At 59.7% G+C, this 17,348-nt stretch carries 16 protein-coding genes; 6 read left to right on the forward strand and 10 right to left on the reverse strand.

Going from position 1 to position 17,348, the window contains the following annotated elements; genetic code table 11:
* Positions 1 to 287: 287 nt before the first annotated feature.
* Complete coding sequence (locus ACCC96_RS01115; RefSeq protein ID WP_019582507.1) at positions 288 to 758, reverse strand: hypothetical protein; 471 nt, start codon at positions 756 to 758, stop codon at positions 288 to 290.
* A gap of 462 nt (positions 759 to 1,220) precedes the next feature.
* Between ACCC96_RS01115 and ACCC96_RS01120 the strand changes: the two genes are divergently transcribed.
* Both ACCC96_RS01120 and ACCC96_RS01125 read left to right on the forward strand, forming a co-directional pair.
* On the forward strand, positions 1,221 to 2,156 hold the full coding sequence (locus tag ACCC96_RS01120) for a chemotaxis protein CheV (RefSeq protein WP_018929995.1): 936 nt from the start codon (positions 1,221 to 1,223) through the stop codon (positions 2,154 to 2,156).
* 140 nt (positions 2,157 to 2,296) lie between these two features.
* Positions 2,297 to 3,100 (forward strand): MOSC domain-containing protein, encoded by an 804-nt coding sequence (locus ACCC96_RS01125; protein ID WP_413694737.1) that lies wholly within the window; start codon positions 2,297 to 2,299, stop codon positions 3,098 to 3,100.
* A gap of 70 nt (positions 3,101 to 3,170) precedes the next feature.
* On the opposite strand, the gene ACCC96_RS01130 is transcribed toward ACCC96_RS01125, so the two are convergent.
* From ACCC96_RS01130 to ACCC96_RS01165, 8 genes are all read right to left on the reverse strand, one after another.
* Positions 3,171 to 3,455: a pyrimidine/purine nucleoside phosphorylase gene (locus ACCC96_RS01130; protein ID WP_018929993.1), complete on the reverse strand. Its 285-nt coding sequence runs from the start codon at positions 3,453 to 3,455 to the stop codon at positions 3,171 to 3,173.
* A 74-nt stretch (positions 3,456 to 3,529) separates the two neighbouring features.
* Positions 3,530 to 4,078: an exonuclease domain-containing protein gene (locus tag ACCC96_RS01135; protein WP_413694738.1), complete on the reverse strand. Its 549-nt coding sequence runs from the start codon at positions 4,076 to 4,078 to the stop codon at positions 3,530 to 3,532.
* 71 nt (positions 4,079 to 4,149) lie between these two features.
* On the reverse strand, positions 4,150 to 6,111 hold the full coding sequence (locus tag ACCC96_RS01140; RefSeq protein WP_413694739.1) for an acetyl-CoA carboxylase biotin carboxylase subunit: 1,962 nt from the start codon (positions 6,109 to 6,111) through the stop codon (positions 4,150 to 4,152).
* A gap of 64 nt (positions 6,112 to 6,175) precedes the next feature.
* The gene (locus ACCC96_RS01145; RefSeq protein WP_258672908.1) at positions 6,176 to 6,973 is read right to left on the reverse strand and encodes an enoyl-CoA hydratase/isomerase family protein; all 798 of its coding nucleotides are present in this window, start codon (positions 6,971 to 6,973) and stop codon (positions 6,176 to 6,178) included.
* Entirely contained in the window at positions 6,970 to 8,127 is a 1,158-nt protein-coding gene (gene atuD / locus ACCC96_RS01150; protein WP_413694740.1) for a citronellyl-CoA dehydrogenase, read from the reverse strand. The genes ACCC96_RS01145 and atuD overlap by 4 nt, the downstream gene beginning before the upstream one ends.
* Before the next feature lie 23 nt (positions 8,128 to 8,150).
* Positions 8,151 to 9,767, reverse strand: a complete 1,617-nt coding sequence (gene atuC, locus ACCC96_RS01155; RefSeq protein WP_258672910.1) for a geranyl-CoA carboxylase subunit beta — start codon at positions 9,765 to 9,767, stop codon at positions 8,151 to 8,153.
* Positions 9,768 to 9,769: 2 nt separating this feature from the next.
* On the reverse strand, positions 9,770 to 10,669 hold the full coding sequence (locus ACCC96_RS01160) for an SDR family oxidoreductase (protein ID WP_138867052.1): 900 nt from the start codon (positions 10,667 to 10,669) through the stop codon (positions 9,770 to 9,772).
* 12 nt (positions 10,670 to 10,681) lie between these two features.
* Complete coding sequence (locus tag ACCC96_RS01165; protein ID WP_413694741.1) at positions 10,682 to 12,472, reverse strand: acyclic terpene utilization AtuA family protein; 1,791 nt, start codon at positions 12,470 to 12,472, stop codon at positions 10,682 to 10,684.
* Between the two features lie 190 nt (positions 12,473 to 12,662).
* Here ACCC96_RS01165 and ACCC96_RS01170 point away from each other — a divergent pair, with 190 nt between their 5' ends.
* From ACCC96_RS01170 to ACCC96_RS01185, 4 genes are all read left to right on the forward strand, one after another.
* Complete coding sequence (locus ACCC96_RS01170; RefSeq protein WP_413694742.1) at positions 12,663 to 13,286, forward strand: TetR/AcrR family transcriptional regulator; 624 nt, start codon at positions 12,663 to 12,665, stop codon at positions 13,284 to 13,286.
* Positions 13,287 to 13,380: 94 nt separating this feature from the next.
* Positions 13,381 to 14,175 carry a substrate-binding periplasmic protein gene (locus ACCC96_RS01175; RefSeq protein WP_413694743.1) on the forward strand — a complete coding sequence of 265 codons (795 nt, stop codon included), beginning with the start codon at positions 13,381 to 13,383 and terminating at the stop codon, positions 14,173 to 14,175.
* Between the two features lie 172 nt (positions 14,176 to 14,347).
* Positions 14,348 to 15,187, forward strand: a complete 840-nt coding sequence (locus tag ACCC96_RS01180) for a sugar-binding protein (protein WP_413694744.1) — start codon at positions 14,348 to 14,350, stop codon at positions 15,185 to 15,187.
* A 149-nt stretch (positions 15,188 to 15,336) separates the two neighbouring features.
* On the forward strand, positions 15,337 to 16,350 hold the full coding sequence (locus ACCC96_RS01185) for a GNAT family N-acetyltransferase (protein ID WP_413694745.1): 1,014 nt from the start codon (positions 15,337 to 15,339) through the stop codon (positions 16,348 to 16,350).
* A 122-nt stretch (positions 16,351 to 16,472) separates the two neighbouring features.
* Here the strand turns inward: ACCC96_RS01185 and ACCC96_RS01190 are convergent, their stop codons facing one another.
* Positions 16,473 to 17,021, reverse strand: a complete 549-nt coding sequence (locus tag ACCC96_RS01190; RefSeq protein ID WP_258672916.1) for an RNA polymerase factor sigma-70 — start codon at positions 17,019 to 17,021, stop codon at positions 16,473 to 16,475.
* Positions 17,022 to 17,348: the final 327 nt, after the last annotated feature.

Here is a 17,348-nt window from a genome sequence, read left to right on the forward strand (position 1 = left end):
AGATACCGTTGGTCGCGTTCGGCATATAGGTAGGCACCTTCAGGAAATAACGTTTTTGGACGACAGTTCCACAATGGAAAAACTTTTTGATTTTTATCTTCGAAAGATATCGAGTGTGCCAGGCGTTTAGTTTTTATTGGCAGGCACTATCTGAAGTCGGGGCCGGGGTATCTATTTGTTTCGAGCTGCCATCGACGGGTATGAAATATTCAATTGCGGTATGCGCACACTCAAGTTACAGGGCGACATCATTACAATAAAAAATGTGCAACACGGGGTTGATGAATTCAAGCCTGTCGTTCAGAGAACGAAACGAGCCTGAACTGCTTGGAGTGGCTGGGCGGCTGAAACTGACTTTGTCCCACTTGAAATGCAAACGCTTCGATCAGGGACGTCTGTTCACTGTCATCGAGGCCGAGTTGGCCGGTGGTCTGGTCGATGAGTTCGAGTTGCCAGGCCATTAACGTGAAGCAATCCTTGAGCGCATCCAGGGCCTGATCGTGCAGGTCCATGTGATTCTGGGCGTGGCTCAGCAATCCATGAATGTGCAGCGAGAATTCCGAAACCGTTGCCAGTGCCAAGGCATCGGCCTTGCTTGCCAGCTTGAGAAGGGTACTGAGCATGCAATCGATGGCGTCCTTGTCATTGCTGATCAACTGCAAATGACTCAGGCACTCCTCGGACTTGGCCAGGAGTGTTTCAGCCTCGACGAGAAACTCCGGAATTCGCTGGGCCCACTCTTTAGGGTTGTTCGCCATGCTTATCTCCACAACGTCATGTCAGATGAGGGAATGTCGTGTGTGTCGACGAGAACCTTACGTGTCCCGGCGCTGCCATGCCTTGGTGAGATCGCGCTCTGGCAGGCTTGGGCACCGACTGGGGAACTCGAGAGGGTGGATGGCCACTGACCTGCGATCGCACACAAAAGCCTGACTCCGTTCATGCAATGAGAATGGCGTCACATTAATGGCTATTGGATATTGCGAACATCAGGTTGGGCCTGATTGTGCCTAGGGGAATCCCTTACACAGGGGAACCTAACGTGCAAACCGAGGTCGCGCCGCAAGGGATGAAGCAGATGGAATCACGGGGTCAGTAAAGCATGATGTTAATGTGACATCAATGCTTGGGCATGGCATTTTGTCCGGGGGTCAAGATTCGGCAAAAACTGCCGATAACTCTCTTTAGTGAATTCATCAGAACAAGCCCAGGAGTCATTAATGGCCGGCATTCTCGACACGGTAGACCAACGCACGCAACTGGTGGGTGAGAATCGCCTGGAAATTCTCATGTTCCGGCTGGCCGGACGGCAATTGTTCGCGATCAACGTCTTCAAGGTCCAGGAAGTGCTGCAGCTGCCGAAACTGACCCTGATGCCGCAGCGCCACCCCTTTGTTTGTGGCGTGGTCAACCTGCGTGGCCAGACGCTGCCGGTGATCGACCTGTCCCAGGCCATCGGCATGCGTCCGCTGGTGCCAAGCCCCACCAGTACGATCATCGTCACTGAGTACAACCGCTCGGTGCAGGCGTTCCTGGTCGGTGGCGTGGACCGCATCGTCAACATGAACTGGGAAGCCATCCTGCCGCCGCCGACCAGCGCCGGTCGCCAGCATTACCTGACCGCCATCAGCAAAGTCGACGATCAACTGGTGGAAATCATCGACGTCGAAAAAGTCCTGGCCGAAATCGTGCCGTACAACGCCAAGGTCTCTCGCGACAAACTCGACGATCCGGTTCTGGAGCGCGCCCGTGGCCGTGAAGTGCTGCTGGTGGATGACTCGAACGTGGCTCTGTCGCAATTGCGCGACACCTTGGGTCAGTTGGGCGTGAAAATGCATATCGCCAGTGATGGCTTGAAGGCGCTGAACATGCTCAAGGCCTGGGCTGATACCGGTGTGAACATGACTGACAAACTGTTGATGATCTTCACCGATGCGGAAATGCCGGAGATGGACGGCTATCGCCTGACCACCGAGATCCGCAACGACCCCCGTTTGCGCGGCCTTTATGTGGTCCTGCACACCTCGCTGTCGGGTAGCTTCAATGACTCGATGGTCAAGAAGGTCGGCTGCGACAACTTCCTCTCCAAATTCCAGCCCGACAAACTCGTCGACGTGGTGCGTCAGCGCCTGATGCTCGACGAAGTGCCGGCCTGATAACGATCTGGAAAAGCGCGGTGGCAGGGTTTGGGGCTGCTGCGCAGCCCAACGGGGGCAAGCCCCCTCGCCACAGGGTCTTTGATTCGGCGATCAAGCTCGTATAGGGTGGCGTTTTTGCCCACCAGGGAGCTGTGGCCATGCATCTGAGCGCGCTTTATCGTTTTCCGTTGAAATCCGGCAAGGGCGAGACCTTGAATCAGGTCAGCCTGGACAAACTGGGGCTGGACGGCGATCGACGCTGGATGCTGGTGGACGAGGCCAGCGGGCGTTTTCTGACCCAGCGCGCGGTGGCGAAAATGAGTCAGCTGTCGGCGTTGTGGAACGCAAGCGGTGGCTTGACCCTCAGTGCCCAAGGCTATTCACCGATCGATATCGCCTTGCCCGCCAGCGATGCAGAGCTGCGTGGCGTGACCATCTGGCGCGACACCTTGCGCGTGCCCGATGCCGGTATTGCTGCGGCTGCCTGGGTCAGTGAGTTCATCGGCAAGCCGACGCGTCTGGTGCATGTGCCGCTCGATCGTGCGCGGACCACCCAGGCCGGCTACGGCAAGGACGACGATCAGGTGGCTTTTGCCGACGGTTTCCCGTTGTTGCTGATTGGCCAGGCGTCGCTGGAAGACTTGTCGCAACGGGTCGGGCGACCTCTGGAGATGTTGCGCTTTCGGCCCAATCTGGTGATCGAGGGCAGCGAGGCGTTCGCCGAAGATGGCTGGAAGCGCATCCGCATTGGCGATGTCGAGTTCCGCGTGGTCAAGTCCTGCTCACGTTGTATTCTGACCACCATCGACCCGAAGACCGGCGAACGTAGCGACGACCGCGAACCTCTGGCGACCTTGCAGCAATATCGGGCTCAAGAGGACGGCGCGATGTTCGGGCAGAACCTGGTCAATGACGGTAATGGCCGGCTCGAAGTCGGTATGCCAGTGACGATCCTCGAATAGCAGCCCTCAATAAAAAAATGCCCGTGTCCTTGGACACGGGCATTTTTTTTCGCTGTGAAACCCTAGGGGGTTAGCCGCGGTATTCGCACAGGTAAGCGGTGTCGACGGCCACTTTCAGCTGGAACTTGCTGTTGGCGGGCACGTTGAACTGACTGCCGGCGGCGAAGGTTTGCCAGTCGCTGCTGTCAGGCAGTTTGACGGTCAGGGCGCCGGACACCACGTGCATGATTTCACGCTGGCTGGTGCCGAATTCGTATTCGCCCGGTGCCATGACGCCGATGGTCGCCGGACCTTCAGCGGTGCCAAAGGCGATCGACTTGACGGTGCCGTCGAAGTACTCGTTGACTTTAAACATGGGCGATTCCTCGAAAAGGGCTAAAAAGGGCCGGCCAGTATGCACAAGGTGTCGATAGGCGTCACCACCTGCACTCAAGGATTAGCCGGGAAAATCAGCGGTAACAGGCGCGCGGTATTGCGCGCATCCTCCAGCGCCCGATGCTGCTGACCGTTGAACTGCAGGCCCGCCAGTTGCAGGGCGCCATTAAGCCCCAGCGGGCGCTCCAGTCGACAGGCCTTGGCGAAACGTTGCTTGAGATTCATGTGCGGCACCCGGCTCAGGGCGCTGCCGAGTTGCAGGCGCTGCCACTCCTGAAGTAGCTGTTTGCGATCGTAATCACCCCAACTGGCCCAGCCTTCCAGGTTCGAGAGATGCTGGCCGAGCCAGCGTTCGAACGAAACCCAGACGTCGCTCAGAGGCTGGGCAGCATCGACATTGGCCTGGGTGATGTGGGTCAGTTCTCGGCAAAACGGGGTCAACAGGGGCCGACGCAACGGGCGCACGAAGCACTGGAAGTGATCCAGTTCCCGGCCTTTTCGGTCCACGAGGGTTGCGCCGATTTCGATGATTTCCATTTCTGTTACTGGCCAGCCGCCCTCATCGGTGGTGGCTTCCAGATCAATGACCAGCCAGTGAGGCATTGCAGGTTTCCTGGTATCCGCATCCTGATAGGGCTTGAGCGTAGCCAAACCCGGCGGATCCGCCTAGCGGCTTATTCGACCTCCAACAAAATCTGACGATTTTTTACCTGGTCGCCAACCTTGACCTGCAAGCGCTTGAGCACACCGTTGATACCCGATTTGAGTGGATGCTCCATTTTCATCGCTTCAAGCACCACCAGCAGCTGCCCTTTGCTGACCGGGCTGCCCTCACTGACCAATACGTCGACGATCGCCCCGTCCATCGGCGCCTTGAGCGTGCCGGAGCTGACACTGGCCTGGCCGCTGACCAGCGCCCGGGTCCGATCGACCAGCCGCAGGCTGCCGGGGCGCGTGAACAACCAGAGTTGCCCGGCTTCGAGGCGGTAGGCATGGCGTTGGCGGATGCCGTCGATTTGCAGGGTGGCCCAGCGTCCGTCGCACTGGATGACCTTCAGTTCGAGGGTTCGGGCGCCGACCTGCACGCGGTAGGTTTCGCCAGGTTCAGCGTGCAGTTCGACCGGCCAGGCCTGATCCTCCAGGCCGATCCGATAGTGCAGAGGCACGCTGGCGTTGTTGCGCCAACCGGCCAGCGGGGCGGGGTGAGCCTGCGCTGATGCTTGATAAAAAAGCACCGCGGCGATGGCCAGCTCGTCGGCGCTCGGCGCATGAGGGTGCAGGCAGGGATGGTCGGCGAAGTTCGTGGGGATGAACCCGGTGCTGAACTCGCCACTGATGAACTGGGGGTGTTCCAGCAGATTGGCGAGCAAGCGCTGATTGCTCTGCACGCCCAGCAGCACACTGTCCTGTACCGCCCGCAGCAACCTGCGCCGGGCTTCTTCACGGGTGGCACCGTGGGCGATGAGCTTGCCCAGCAGCGGGTCATAGAACGGGCTGACAGACTGGCCTTCGATCAGGCCATGGTCGATCCGTACACTGCCCTGGATCGCTGGCTCCCAAGCCACAATTCGCCCGGTTTGCGGCAGAAATCCCTGGGCCGGATCTTCGGCATACAGGCGCACCTCCATGGCATGCCCGTTGAGCTGCACTTGTTCCTGTCGTAGCGGCAGCGGTTGCCCTTCGGCGATGTGTAATTGCCAGGCCACCAGATCGAGGCCGGTGATCAGTTCAGTCACCGGGTGTTCCACTTGCAACCGGGTGTTCATCTCCAGGAAGTAAAACCGGCCGTGAGCATCCAGCAGGAATTCCACGGTGCCAGCCCCCACGTAATTCACCGCGCGACCCGCCTTGAGCGCCGCCTCGCCCATGGCCTGGCGCAACTCGGCGGTCATCACCGGGCAGGGCGCTTCTTCGATGATTTTCTGGTGGCGACGCTGGATCGAACAGTCGCGCTCGCCGAGGTAGATCAGGTTGCCGTGCTGGTCGCCGAACACCTGAACTTCGACATGACGCGGATCGATCAAGGCTTGTTCGAGGATCAATTCGTCACTGCCAAACCCGTGCAGGGCTTCGGAGCGTGCGGTGCGGAGCTGTTCCAGCAATTCGGCGGCGCTGTGCACCAGGCGCATGCCGCGACCGCCACCGCCGGCACTGGCCTTGATCATCAGCGGGTAGCCAATGCGTTCGGCTTCGCGACGCAGGCTGGCGTCGTCCTGTTCGCTGCCCTGATAGCCTTTGATGCAAGGCACGCCGGCGTTGATCATGGCGAGTTTCGACAGCCGTTTACTGCCCATCAGCTCTATGGCTTCGGGGCTGGGACCGATGAAGATGATGCCGGCCTGTTGGCAAGCGAGGGCGAAGCCTGAGTTTTCCGAGAGGAAGCCGTAACCGGGATGGATTGCATCGGCACCGGTGCGCCGGGCGGCATCGATGATGGCCGGGATGTTCAGATAAGACTGCTGCACCGGGGCCGGGCCGATGTTCACGGCTTCGTCGGCCGTCTGCACATGCAGCGCATTGGCGTCGGCGTCGCTGAATACGGCGACGGTGCGGTAGCCCAGGTTTTGCGCGGTGCGTTGGACGCGGCAGGCGATTTCACCGCGGTTGGCGATCAGGATTTTCTTGAGGGCCGGCATGAGGTATTTCCTTGGTTTTTGCGGTGAATGTAAAGGCTCATCGCGCGCTTGCCCGCGAAGCTCTTTAAACGGCCCACCCTGGTTTACGCTTCTGCACAAAAGCCATCGTCCCCTCGACCCCTTCAGCCCCGGTCACTGCTTCGCTGAACCACTCGGCTGCCTGATCCAGCAGATCATCCGAGGGGTGTCCGGCACTCGCCAGCAACAGTTTTTTGGTCGCCGCATTCGCCCCCGGCGCACAACACAACACATGGGCCAGCACCTCATCGAGGCGTTCGGCCAAGGCTTGTGGGTCATGCTCGACAAAATGCACCAGCCCCATGCGCCGCGCCTGGGTGCCATCGAAGCGTGCGGCGGTCAGGGCCAGTCGGCGGGCCTGGGTCAGGCCGATGCGCTGCACCACGTACGGCGCGATCTGCGCCGGCAACAGGCCGAGGCTGGTTTCCGGCAGGCCGAACTGCGCCTGGTGATCGGCCATCGCGATGTCACTGACACAAGCCAGGCCGAAGCCGCCGCCAAGCACCGCACCTTGCAGCACCGTAATCACCACTTGCGGCGCGTGTTGCACCTCTTGCAGTAGCGCACCGAACGCACGGTTCAGATCGCGGTAGGCGGGCTGGCCTTGAGCGCGGGCGTTGGCCATGTCCTTGATGTCGGCACCGGCACAAAAATGCCCGCCGGCACCGCCGATCACCAACGCGCGAATCTGCCGGTCATCGCGTACCGCCGCCAGCACCGCACGCAGTTCGGCAACCATCTGCAAGCTCATGGCATTACGGCTTTCGGGACGATTGAGGGTGATGTGCAGCACGCTGTCATGCAGGCCGAGCAGCAGGGTTTGACAGGTGGGGAGGGTGCTCATTTGTTTTTCCCCGGCAGGATGCCCATGAGTTTGCAGATGATCCCCAGCATGATTTCGTCGGCACCGCCGCCGATCGATACCAGCCGCACATCGCGGTAAGCCCGGGCCACCGGGTTGTCCCACATGAAGCCCATGCCGCCCCAATATTGCAGGCAACTGTCGCTGACCTCCCGACCGAGTCGCCCGGCCTTGAGTTTGGCCATGGAGGCCAGACGGGTGACGTCCTGGCCTTTGATGTATTGCTCGGTGGCCTGGTAGACCAGCGCCCGCAGGCATTCGATTTCGGTTTGCAATTCGGCCAGGCGAAAGTGGATGACCTGGTTGTCGATCAGCGCGTTGCCGAAGGTTTTGCGCTCCTTGCAGTACTCGATGGTGCTGTCGACGCAGTACTCCAGGCCTTTGATCATGTTCGCCGCGCCGAACAGCCGTTCTTCCTGGAATTGCAGCATCTGCATCATGAACCCCGCGCCTTCGTGGCCGATGCGGTTGCGTTGCGGCACGCGCACGTTATCGAAAAACACCTGGGCAGTTTCCGAGCTGCGCATGCCGAGCTTGTCCAGGTGCGAGCTGAGGCTGATCCCGGGGCTGTTCATCGGCACCATGATCAGCGACTTGTTGATGTGCGGTTTGTCGTCCGAGGTGTTGGCCAGCAGGCAAATGAAATCGGCGCTCGGCGAGTTGGTGATCCACATCTTGCTGCCGTTGATCACGTAGTCGTCGCCGTCCTTGCGGGCGGTGGTTTTCAGCCCGGCGACGTCGGAGCCCGCGCCGACTTCGGAAACACCGATGCAGCCGACCTGCTCGCCGGTGATCGCCGGCCGCAGGAATTCTTCGCGCAGTTCATCGGAGCCGAAACGCGCCAGGGCCGGGGTGCACATGTCGGTCTGCACGCCGATGGACATCGGAATGCCGCCGCAATGAATGGTGCCGAACTCTTCGGCCGCCACAATCGAATAGCTGTAGTCGAGGCCCATGCCGCCGAATTTTTCCGGTTTGGAGATTCCCAACAGACCGAGGTCGCCAGCCTTGCGGAAGATCTCATGGATCGGAAAGCGCCCGGCCTTTTCCCATTCCTCGACGTGGGGATTGATTTCATGATCGACGAATTGGCGGACGGTGCGGCGCAGTGCTTCGTGTTCCTGGGTGAAGATCATTTTTATTGTTCTCCTGATCGCCCTTAGAAGCGGGCTACACCAAAGCTGTTGGGTTGCAGCGCCCGAACCTCGGCCTCATGGCAGATGTCCAGCAAGTATCCAAGCAGCGTGCGGGTATCCCGTGGATCGATCAGCCCGTCGTCCCACAGGTTGGCGCTGCCATACAGCGCGGTGGACTGGCTGTCGAGTTTCTGTGCGGTGACCTGTTCCAGCATGTCGAGCATTTTCGGGTCGGGTACCAACCCGTCCTTGAGCTGTTTGGCTTCGGTGACGATCCGCAGCACTTTGCCGGCCTGGGCGCCGCCCATCACCGCGGTGCGGCTGTTGGGCCAGGCGAAGATGAAGCGTGGGTCGAGACCGCGGCCGCACATCGCGTAATTGCCGGCACCGTAGGAACCGCCGACGACGATTGTCAGTTTAGGCACCCGGGCATTGGCCACCGCTTGAATCATTTTCGCGCCGTGCTTGATCACGCCTTGCTGTTCCGATTCGGTGCCGACCATGAAGCCGGTGGTGTTGTGGAAAAACAGCAGCGGCGTCTGGCTCTGGTCGCAGAGTTGAATGAATTGAGCGGCCTTGCTCGCGCCTTTGGGCGTGATCGGGCCGTTGTTGCCGATGAAACCGCAGGCTCGACCCTGGATCTGCAAATGCCCGCACACCGTCTGCTGATCGAACTCGCTTTTGAATTCAAGGAAGTTCGACGCGTCGGCAATCCGCGCGATGATTTCACGCACGTCGTAAGGTTTTTTCGGGTCATCCGGAATCAGCCCCAGCAGTTCGTCGATGGGGTAGAGCGGCTCTTCCCACCGACGTTCCGGTAACCACGGCAACTGATCGTTCCACGGCAACAGACTGACAATCTCGCGCACCTGGCGCACGCCATCGGCATCGTTCTCGGCCAGGTATTCGGCGGTGCCGGCGGTTTGCGCGTGCATCTCGGCGCCGCCCAGTTCTTCGTCGGTGGCGACTTCACCGGTGGCGGCTTTGAGCAACGGCGGCCCGGCGAGAAACAGCTTGGCCTTGCCGCGCACCACCACCACGTAATCCGACAACCCTGGCTGGTAAGCACCGCCCGCCGTGGCCGAGCCGTGGACCACGGTGATCTGCGGCAAGCCCATCGCTGACATCCGCGCCTGATTGGCAAAGCTGCGCGCGCCTTCGACGAAAATCTCCGCCGCATAATTGAGGTTGGCGCCACCGCTCTCGGCGAGGGTGATCACCGGCAGTTTGTTTTCCATGGCGATCTGTTGCAGGCGCAGGGACTTTTTCAGGCCGCTGGGGGAAATGGTGCCGCCCTTGATCGCGCTGTTGTTCGCCACCACCAGCACCCGCACGCCGGATACGTAACCGATCCCGGCGATCAAACCGCCGCCGGCCGCGCTGCCGTCCTTGTCGTCGTGCAGCTTGTAGCCGGCCAGGCTCGCCAGTTCGAGGAACGGCGCGCCGGGATCAAGCAGCAGGTTCAGCCGCTCCCGGGGCAGCAATTGCCCGCGCTTGTCGAACCGCGGTTTGGCTTCAGCGGCTTTACTCAACAGGTTCTGTTCGAGCTGGCGGACCTGCTCAATGCCGGCCAGCATGGCCGCACGGTTGCGGGCGAACGGTTCGCTGAACGGGTCTATCTGGGACTGGATGACCGGCATGGTTATTCCTTGTCCTTCGGTTCGTCTGGTTTGGAGGCGTCCGGCCTGAGTACTTCAGGTAAATAGGCGCGGTGAAAACCGTTGTACGAGTGACTGTTCTGCGCCTTGTGCATTGGCCAGGCTCGCCCGCCGAGGCTGGCGGCACCGTCGATGCGCAACGTGCTGCCGCTGACAAACGCCGCTGCCGGGCTGAGCAGGAACACAATCGCCGCGCTGATTTCCGATTCGGTGCCGATGCGCTTGAGCGGCACGTGTTCGCACAGCGTCGGAATCACCGCGCGGAACGCGCCTTCGTAGGTGTCCATGCCGCTGGACGCGACCCAGCCCGGCGCGACGGCGTTGACCCGCACGCCGGCGTAGCCCCATTCGAACGCGGCGGTCTTGGTAAAGTTGTCCATGCCCGAGCGCGCCGCGCCCGAATGGCCCATGCCGGGCATGCCGCCCCACATGTCGGCGAGCATGTTGACGATGGCGCCGCCGTGCTTGCTCATGGACTGATTGAACACCTCCCGGGCCATCAGAAAACCACCCACCAGGTTGGTGCGCAGGATGGTTTCGAAACCTTTCTGATTGATCGACGCCAGCGGCGACGGGTACTGCCCGCCGGCATTGTTGACCAACCCATGAATCGGCCCGTGTTCGCGGATCAGCTCGCTGACCAGTTGCGTGACGGCGTCTTCGTTGCGGATATCGCAGACCTGCCAACTGGCTTTACCGCCGTCTTCGGTGATTTCGGCGCTGACCTTTTTCAATTTGTCGGCATTGCGCCCCACCAGCAGCACCTGCGCGCCGAGGGCCGCGAGCTCATGGGCGGTGCAACGACCGATGCCGCTGCCGCCACCGGTGACAATGATGGTTTGGCCGGCGAACAGGTCGGGTTTGAAAATCGAGTCGTAAGCCATGGCGACAGTCCTCTAGTTGAACTGATCGGCGATGCGCTGGGGCACCGGAATCTGGATTTCCAACAGTTGTTGGGCGAACGCCTTGCCCTGCGGATCGATCCGCAGGCTGGCCACGCCACCGCCGCCGAGTGCGTTTTCCAGAAGAAAATTAAAGCTCTGAGTGCCGGGTAAATACCAGCGTTCGACGCGTCCGTGGATCGGGTCGAGGACATGGCTCATCCAGTCGACCATCACCTCGGGTGTCAGTGCTTCGGCGATCCACGGCAGGTAGTCGGGGTGGCGGGCCATGACGCCGATGTTGCTGTGGTTACCCTTATCGCCGGAGCGCGCCACGGCGAGTTTGATCAAGGCCACGCTGGCGTCGGCACGCTCTGTGGTTTTGGGTGGGTCGAACGGCAGCGGCAAGTCAGCTGGGTCGAGCGCATCGAGGGCGGGCAGGGCACACGGATGGCGCTCACCGGCAAGGTCGATCTCCAAGGTGCAGGCGGTTTTGTCGATCAGGAACGAAAACAGCCGGATCAACGGATACACCGTCGGCCGCCCGCCGACGATTCCCGTCAGCCCAGGCGCCATGGCGGTGGCAGCCTGAGCGATTTCCCGGGAGAACAGAATCAAGGCCTGTTTGCCCGGATGGCGCACGGCGAGTTTGATCACCACTTCGCGGCTGTCCTGGCGCTGGCCGTGGGGGCCGTAAGTGGCTTCGCTGCCCAGCAGTTCGATGTTCACTTCGCTGTAGGGCGCCCAGCTGCGCTGGCTAAACATTTCCGAGGTCTTGTTGATGATCGCCTGGCTGACCCGTCGGGCCTTGGCCACGGCATCGATCCCGGCGATCAGGCAACTGGCGGTGCAGCGGAAACCGTCCGGGTACGTTGCGCTGACCTTGTACTGAGCGGTCGGCGGCAAGCCTTTCGCGCCATGCACCTGAACCGCGTTTTTGCCTTGTTGCACGAGTTTGACCTGGCTGAAATCGCACACTACATCGGGCAGCAAATAGGCCTGTGGGTCGCCGATCTCATAGAGCATCTGCTCGCCAACCGTCAGCGGTGTGACCAGGCCGCCGGAGCCGTCGGATTTGCTGACGATGAACTGGCTGTCGGCACCGACTTCGACGATCGGAAAGCCGATGTGTTCGTAATCGGGCACGTCATGCCAATCGGTGAAATTGCCTCCGGTGCACTGGGCGCCGCATTCGATCAGATGCCCGGCCAATGCGGCTTGGGCGAGTTTGTCGTAGTCGTGCCACGACCAGCCGAACTCATGCACCAGCGCGGCGCTGACCACGGCGCTGTCGACCACGCGCCCGGTAATCACAATGTCGGCGCCCAGGCGCAGGGCTTCGACGATACCCGGTGCGCCGAGGTAGGCATTGGTCGACACGCACATCGGCGGCAGGGGCGCGCCACTGAACATCTCATGGATACCCAGGTTGCTCAGGTGTTTGAACTGCGGTTGCAGGTCGTCACCCGACAGCACGGCGATTTTCAGCGCCACCCCGGCCTTGTCGCAGGCGGCTTGCAGGGCAGCGGCGCAGGCCTGTGGATTAACCCCGCCGGCGTTGCTGATCACCCGGATCTGTTGTTTCGCGAGCTGCTCGAGGAGGGGGCTGAGGACTTCGATGAAGTCGCTGGCGTAGCCGGTGGCGGGATCTTTCATCCGCGCCCCGGCCATGATCGACATTGTTATTTCGGCCAGATAATCGAACACCAAATAGTCCAGTCGCCCGCCCTCCACCAGTTGCGCGGCGGCGGTCGAGGTGTCGCCCCAGAATGCACTGGCACAACCGATGCGAATTGTTTTAGGCACAGTCAACTCCATAGCCACCTGCGACAGAAGTGCTTCGAGACTACCAAGCAAGCGCTTGGTTTGTAAACGCCTTGATTATCTTCTTCCCGAGCGCTTGCTTGGTCGCCCCCGCCAGCTTAAATTGCCCGCGCAACCCTGCTGTTTTAACGGGCAGCGGCGCATTTGATTGATCGACTGTAGGAGAGAACGGGTGGACGAGCAAAAAGCCCTGAGGGTGATGCGCGAATTGGTCGACAGCGGCCAATTGACCGATCCCGACAGCGCCCGCGGCAAACTGCTGCAGGTGGCCGCTCACCTGTTTCGCAACAAAGGTTATGAACGCACCACCGTGCGCGATCTGGCCGGTGCGGTGGGCATTCAGTCAGGCAGCATTTTTCATCACTTCAAAAGCAAGGACGAGATCCTGCGAGCAGTGATGGAGGAGACCATTCGCTACAACACCGCGTTGATGCGCGCAGCGCTGGCCGAGGCCGGCAGCGTGCGCGAGCGGGTGCTGGCGCTGATTCGCTGCGAATTGCAGTCGATCATGGGCGGCAGTGGCGAGGCCATGGCGGTGCTGGTGTATGAGTGGCGTTCGCTGTCTGAGGAAGGCCAGGCGCAGGTTCTGGCGCTGCGCGATATTTATGAAGCCATCTGGTTGCAGGTGCTGGGAGAAGCCAAGGACGCCGGTTTTATCCGTGGCGACGTGTTCATCACCCGCCGCTTCCTGACGGGCGCGCTCTCCTGGACCACCACCTGGTTTCGCTCCGATGGCAGTATGAACCTCGATCAATTGGCCGATGAAGCGCTGATTTTGGTGCTTGAAGAACGGTAAGAGACGTCTATCTCGGCAAGAAACTGGCTAAGTTGACGAAACCGCCTAGTTTGTATGCATTGATGAATATTTTTTTGGGGAGTGTGCTGTTTTGATGTCTTCGCCAATTCGAATTGCGTCGCGGCTTTTGCTGGCGGCGCTTGTAGTGTGCTGGGTGTTGCCATCTCAGGCCGCGCAACAGGTGCGGGTCGGGGCCGCCCATTTTCCCCCCTATACCGTGCGCCCGGAGTCCGGTGCCGACACCGGTCTGCTGCCGCAACTGGTGGAAGCGTTGAATCAGCTGCAAACCGATTATCAGTTTGTGCTGGTGCCCACCTCGATTCCCCGGCGTTTCAATGACTTCAAGGAAGGCCGGGTCGATATGGCCATTTTCGAGAATCCGGAATGGGGCTGGAAGGACATTCCGCATACCGACGTCGACATGGGCCTGGAAGATGCAGAAATCTTTGTCGCGCAGAAGCAACCCGGTCGCGATGAGAACTACTTCAAGGATCTGGCGAGCAAGCGCCTGGCGCTGTACAGCGGCTATCACTACGAGTTTGCCAATTTCAACGCCGATCCCAAGTACCTGGCCGACACTTACAACGCCACGCTGACCTATTCCCACGACAGCAACCTGCTGATGGTGCTGCGCGGGCGAGCGGACATTGCCCTGGTGACACGCTCTTATCTGAGCGATTACCTGCTGCGCAACGAAAAAGTCGGCGAGCAGTTGCTGGTGTCGCAACGCATCGATCAGGTCTATCACCATTACGCGCTGATTCGTCCAGAGGCGCCGATTACGGGCGAAGCATTCGGCAAGTTGCTGCAAGGCCTGCGAAGCAACGGCCAGATGCTGAAGATTTTCGATCCCTACAAAATTGCCCTGGTGCCGGTGGGCAAGCACTGACAGATAGAGTTTCCGGGGGGCAGGGGGGGCGGACGACCATTCATCCAGTATTTGTGTTCTGCTGTTCGAATGTTCGAATTGACAGTAGACGCTTTGCTTAACGTGGTCTTAGCTCCTTTCCTGTGTCCGACCCCATGGAGGGGTTGGCGCTCATTCAGAAAGGATTTCTGTCATGACAACCCCCTCGTTGGTTTCTCTCTCCTGTGTGCCCGCTCCTGTGGTGCCACAAGCCGTCAACGATGTACTCATTCTGAAAAAACCTGATGATTCGGCCGGTGTCACGGTCGAGGTGGCGCGTTGGCCATTCATGGTGGTTAATCAAAAGACAACGCTGCATGTCTGCGGTCAACAAGCCGACGGCTCGCCAGTGATGCTGCGAGTGGCCGACGCCGAGCCCGTCACGCAACAAGAGTTCCAAGAGGGCTGGCGTCGCAATATTGCCTGGACGTCTTTGCAAAATCTGAAAGACGGGAGCCATCTCGCGTTTGTTTTTCAGGCGGCACTGGATGGAGGCAGTTGTGCTAGTCCGGTGCTGTTCCCGACATTGTGTCTTGAGGTTCAGGCGCCTTTTGACAATACAACGACCTTCTCGGAAAAAGACGGTACCAATAACTGGAATGGCTGGATGAGGGGGGAGGCTGCGGCTGATCCACGGGATCTCACCATCACGAGAGACGGAAATATCTACGTATTATTCGACAACACCTACACCAACAACTCTGCTGGGATAGTGCTGAAAAAGACCTTTCAGGGGCTGGAAGTGGGTCGATCCTATGAGTTCGGGCTGACCGTGCGCAGGTGGAATGACAAATATTCAGTTCCAGTGCTGTCACTCAACAGCGGAGCGCAAGTCATTGCCCCCGCGACGGAAATTCCATCAATGGCCTGGGTGCCGCTCAAAGGCACGTTTACCGCGAGTGCATCACAGATGGAGTTGCAGATCGTTAACCATGTCGCCACCGGAAACGGCAATGACTATGCCTTCCGCGAAATCTGGGTCAGGTCGATCTAGCACCTGCGTAACGTCAATGGCCTGGAACTGATCCAGGCTGTGCATGCCACCGCGAATGCTGATTAAGGTTCGCGGTGTTTTTCGTTAAATTTCCATGCCCGGCTCACGTCACCTCAGTTAACTGTCGACGATTACCGTGAGCCCGATCCATGTCCAATCTGAATGACCTGACCGCCCTGGCCTTGCCGTCAGGCAACCGTCTTGTAGCCGATGAAACCGCAAGTCGCCTGAGCCTCAGCCTGGAAGGTCAGCCGCTGATCGAACTGCGGCTGACCCGCGAGCCCGAGCTGAATCTGCGGTTGGAGGAGCGTTTCGGCCGTCCTGACGGTCAAGCATTTTGGGCGGCCTGTTATTGGCTGTTTGCCCGTGATGCAGAGTGTCAGCGTCTGACCTGGCACCTCGATGAAGCGCCTACCGAAGCCTTGCTCAGTGGGTTGCTGACCGCCACCGACGTCAACGGTCAGTATCGCTGTGAACGCACGCTGTTCTGGCAATTGCCTCAGCCTTGGCTGGGCGAGTCGTTGACCGGCAGTTATCCACAGCAGATGGTCGTCAGTGGCGGCAAGCGCCATCCCCTGCGAGCGGTGAAACCCCGTGGTGAGGTCTATCGGCGCTTCGATGCGCGGCTAGGTGCATGGGTTTCCCTGCGTACGCTAGAAATCGAGCATGACCTGGCGCGTTTCAATCGTTGGCAGAACAGCCCACGGGTCGCGAGTTTCTGGCAGGAGGAGGGCAGTCTCGAGAAGCATCGGGAATACCTGAGCAAGCTCGAAGCCGACCCGCACACCTTGACCCTGATCGGTTGCTTCGATGATCAGCCGTTTGCCTACTTTGAAGCCTACTGGGCCAAGGAAGATCGCATTGCGCCGTTCTATGACGCCGCCGATTACGACCGTGGCATTCACATGCTGGTGGGTGAGGAAGATCACCGTGGCCCGCACAAGGTGGCGAGTTGGTTATCGGCGCTGGTGCATTACCTGTTCCTCGATGATCCGCGCACTCAACGGGTGGTCGCCGAACCTCGCGCCGACAACGCGAAGATGATCGGGCATATGCACAATCAGTGTTTTCACTGCGAAAAAGAGTTCGACTTCCCGCACAAACGCGCGGCGCTGATGATGTTGGGGCGTGAGCGGTTTTTTGATCGGTGTTCGTTGGCCTGAAAAAAAGATCGCAGCCTTCGGCAGCTCCTACGGGTGCGTGTTCATCCGCAAATATCGCGGCAAACACGGTCAATGTAGGAGCTGCCGAAGGCTGCGATCTTTTTTATCGACACGACGCCGTCTTAACGACGAGCGAAGCTATCCGCACGATTGCCCGACACTTTGCGGCAATGCACCAGCGCATCACGAATCATGAAGTTCACCAAGGTGGGCGAGACGCCAAGTTCCTTGGCGATGTCTTTTTGCGGCACGCCGTGCAGGCGGTACATCTCGAAGGCGTAACGGGTGCGGCTGGGCAGCTCTGTCAGTGCATCGGCAATGTTTTCCAGGGTCGAGAAATTCATATGCGAGGTTTCCGGCGAAGCGCCCTGGATCACCACGTTCAGACCTTCCTCTTCCGGGCCGGAATACTTCTGCTCCAACGCCTGCTTGCGGTAGTGATCGATCGCCAGGTTGCGCACGATCTGAAACAGGTAACTGAGCTGTGCCTTGATGGACGAGGTGATCTGCGGCGCCGATTGCAACCGGAAGAATGCATCCTGCACCACGTCTTCGGCACGGGATCGGCAGCCGGTAATGCGGGCGGCAATCTTGACCAGAATCAGTCGGTTGTCGACGAAGGCCTGAAGTAGCGGTGAATCGCACCTGCTTGTGGATACTTGTTCCGTCATTGGAAATCACCTTGCTGCAAATAGGGTTGTGGGACGACAAGGGGATCGGAGCCGTCCTACATATCGAGCGACAAATTATGTTGAATGATAATGATTGTCAATTGAGAAAGAGAATTAATGCTCCGTGAAGGTGCGCAGTGAGAACGGCGACACGCTGACTCACCCACTGGCTGCAAGCCTGCCGGCGCTCAAGCCCGGCGACTAATTATTTCAAGACCTCATCCGTTCTCATTGGTGACTGGTTACGGGCGCAAGCCCCCGGCCAGAACAGCATTCCCAATGCCTTGCGCGGTCGGCGAAGACCGCGTCCTGCATGCCCGTGAACGG

The organism is Pseudomonas sp. Pseusp11 (genome assembly GCF_047304405.1).
Lineage (GTDB): Bacteria > Pseudomonadota > Gammaproteobacteria > Pseudomonadales > Pseudomonadaceae > Aquipseudomonas.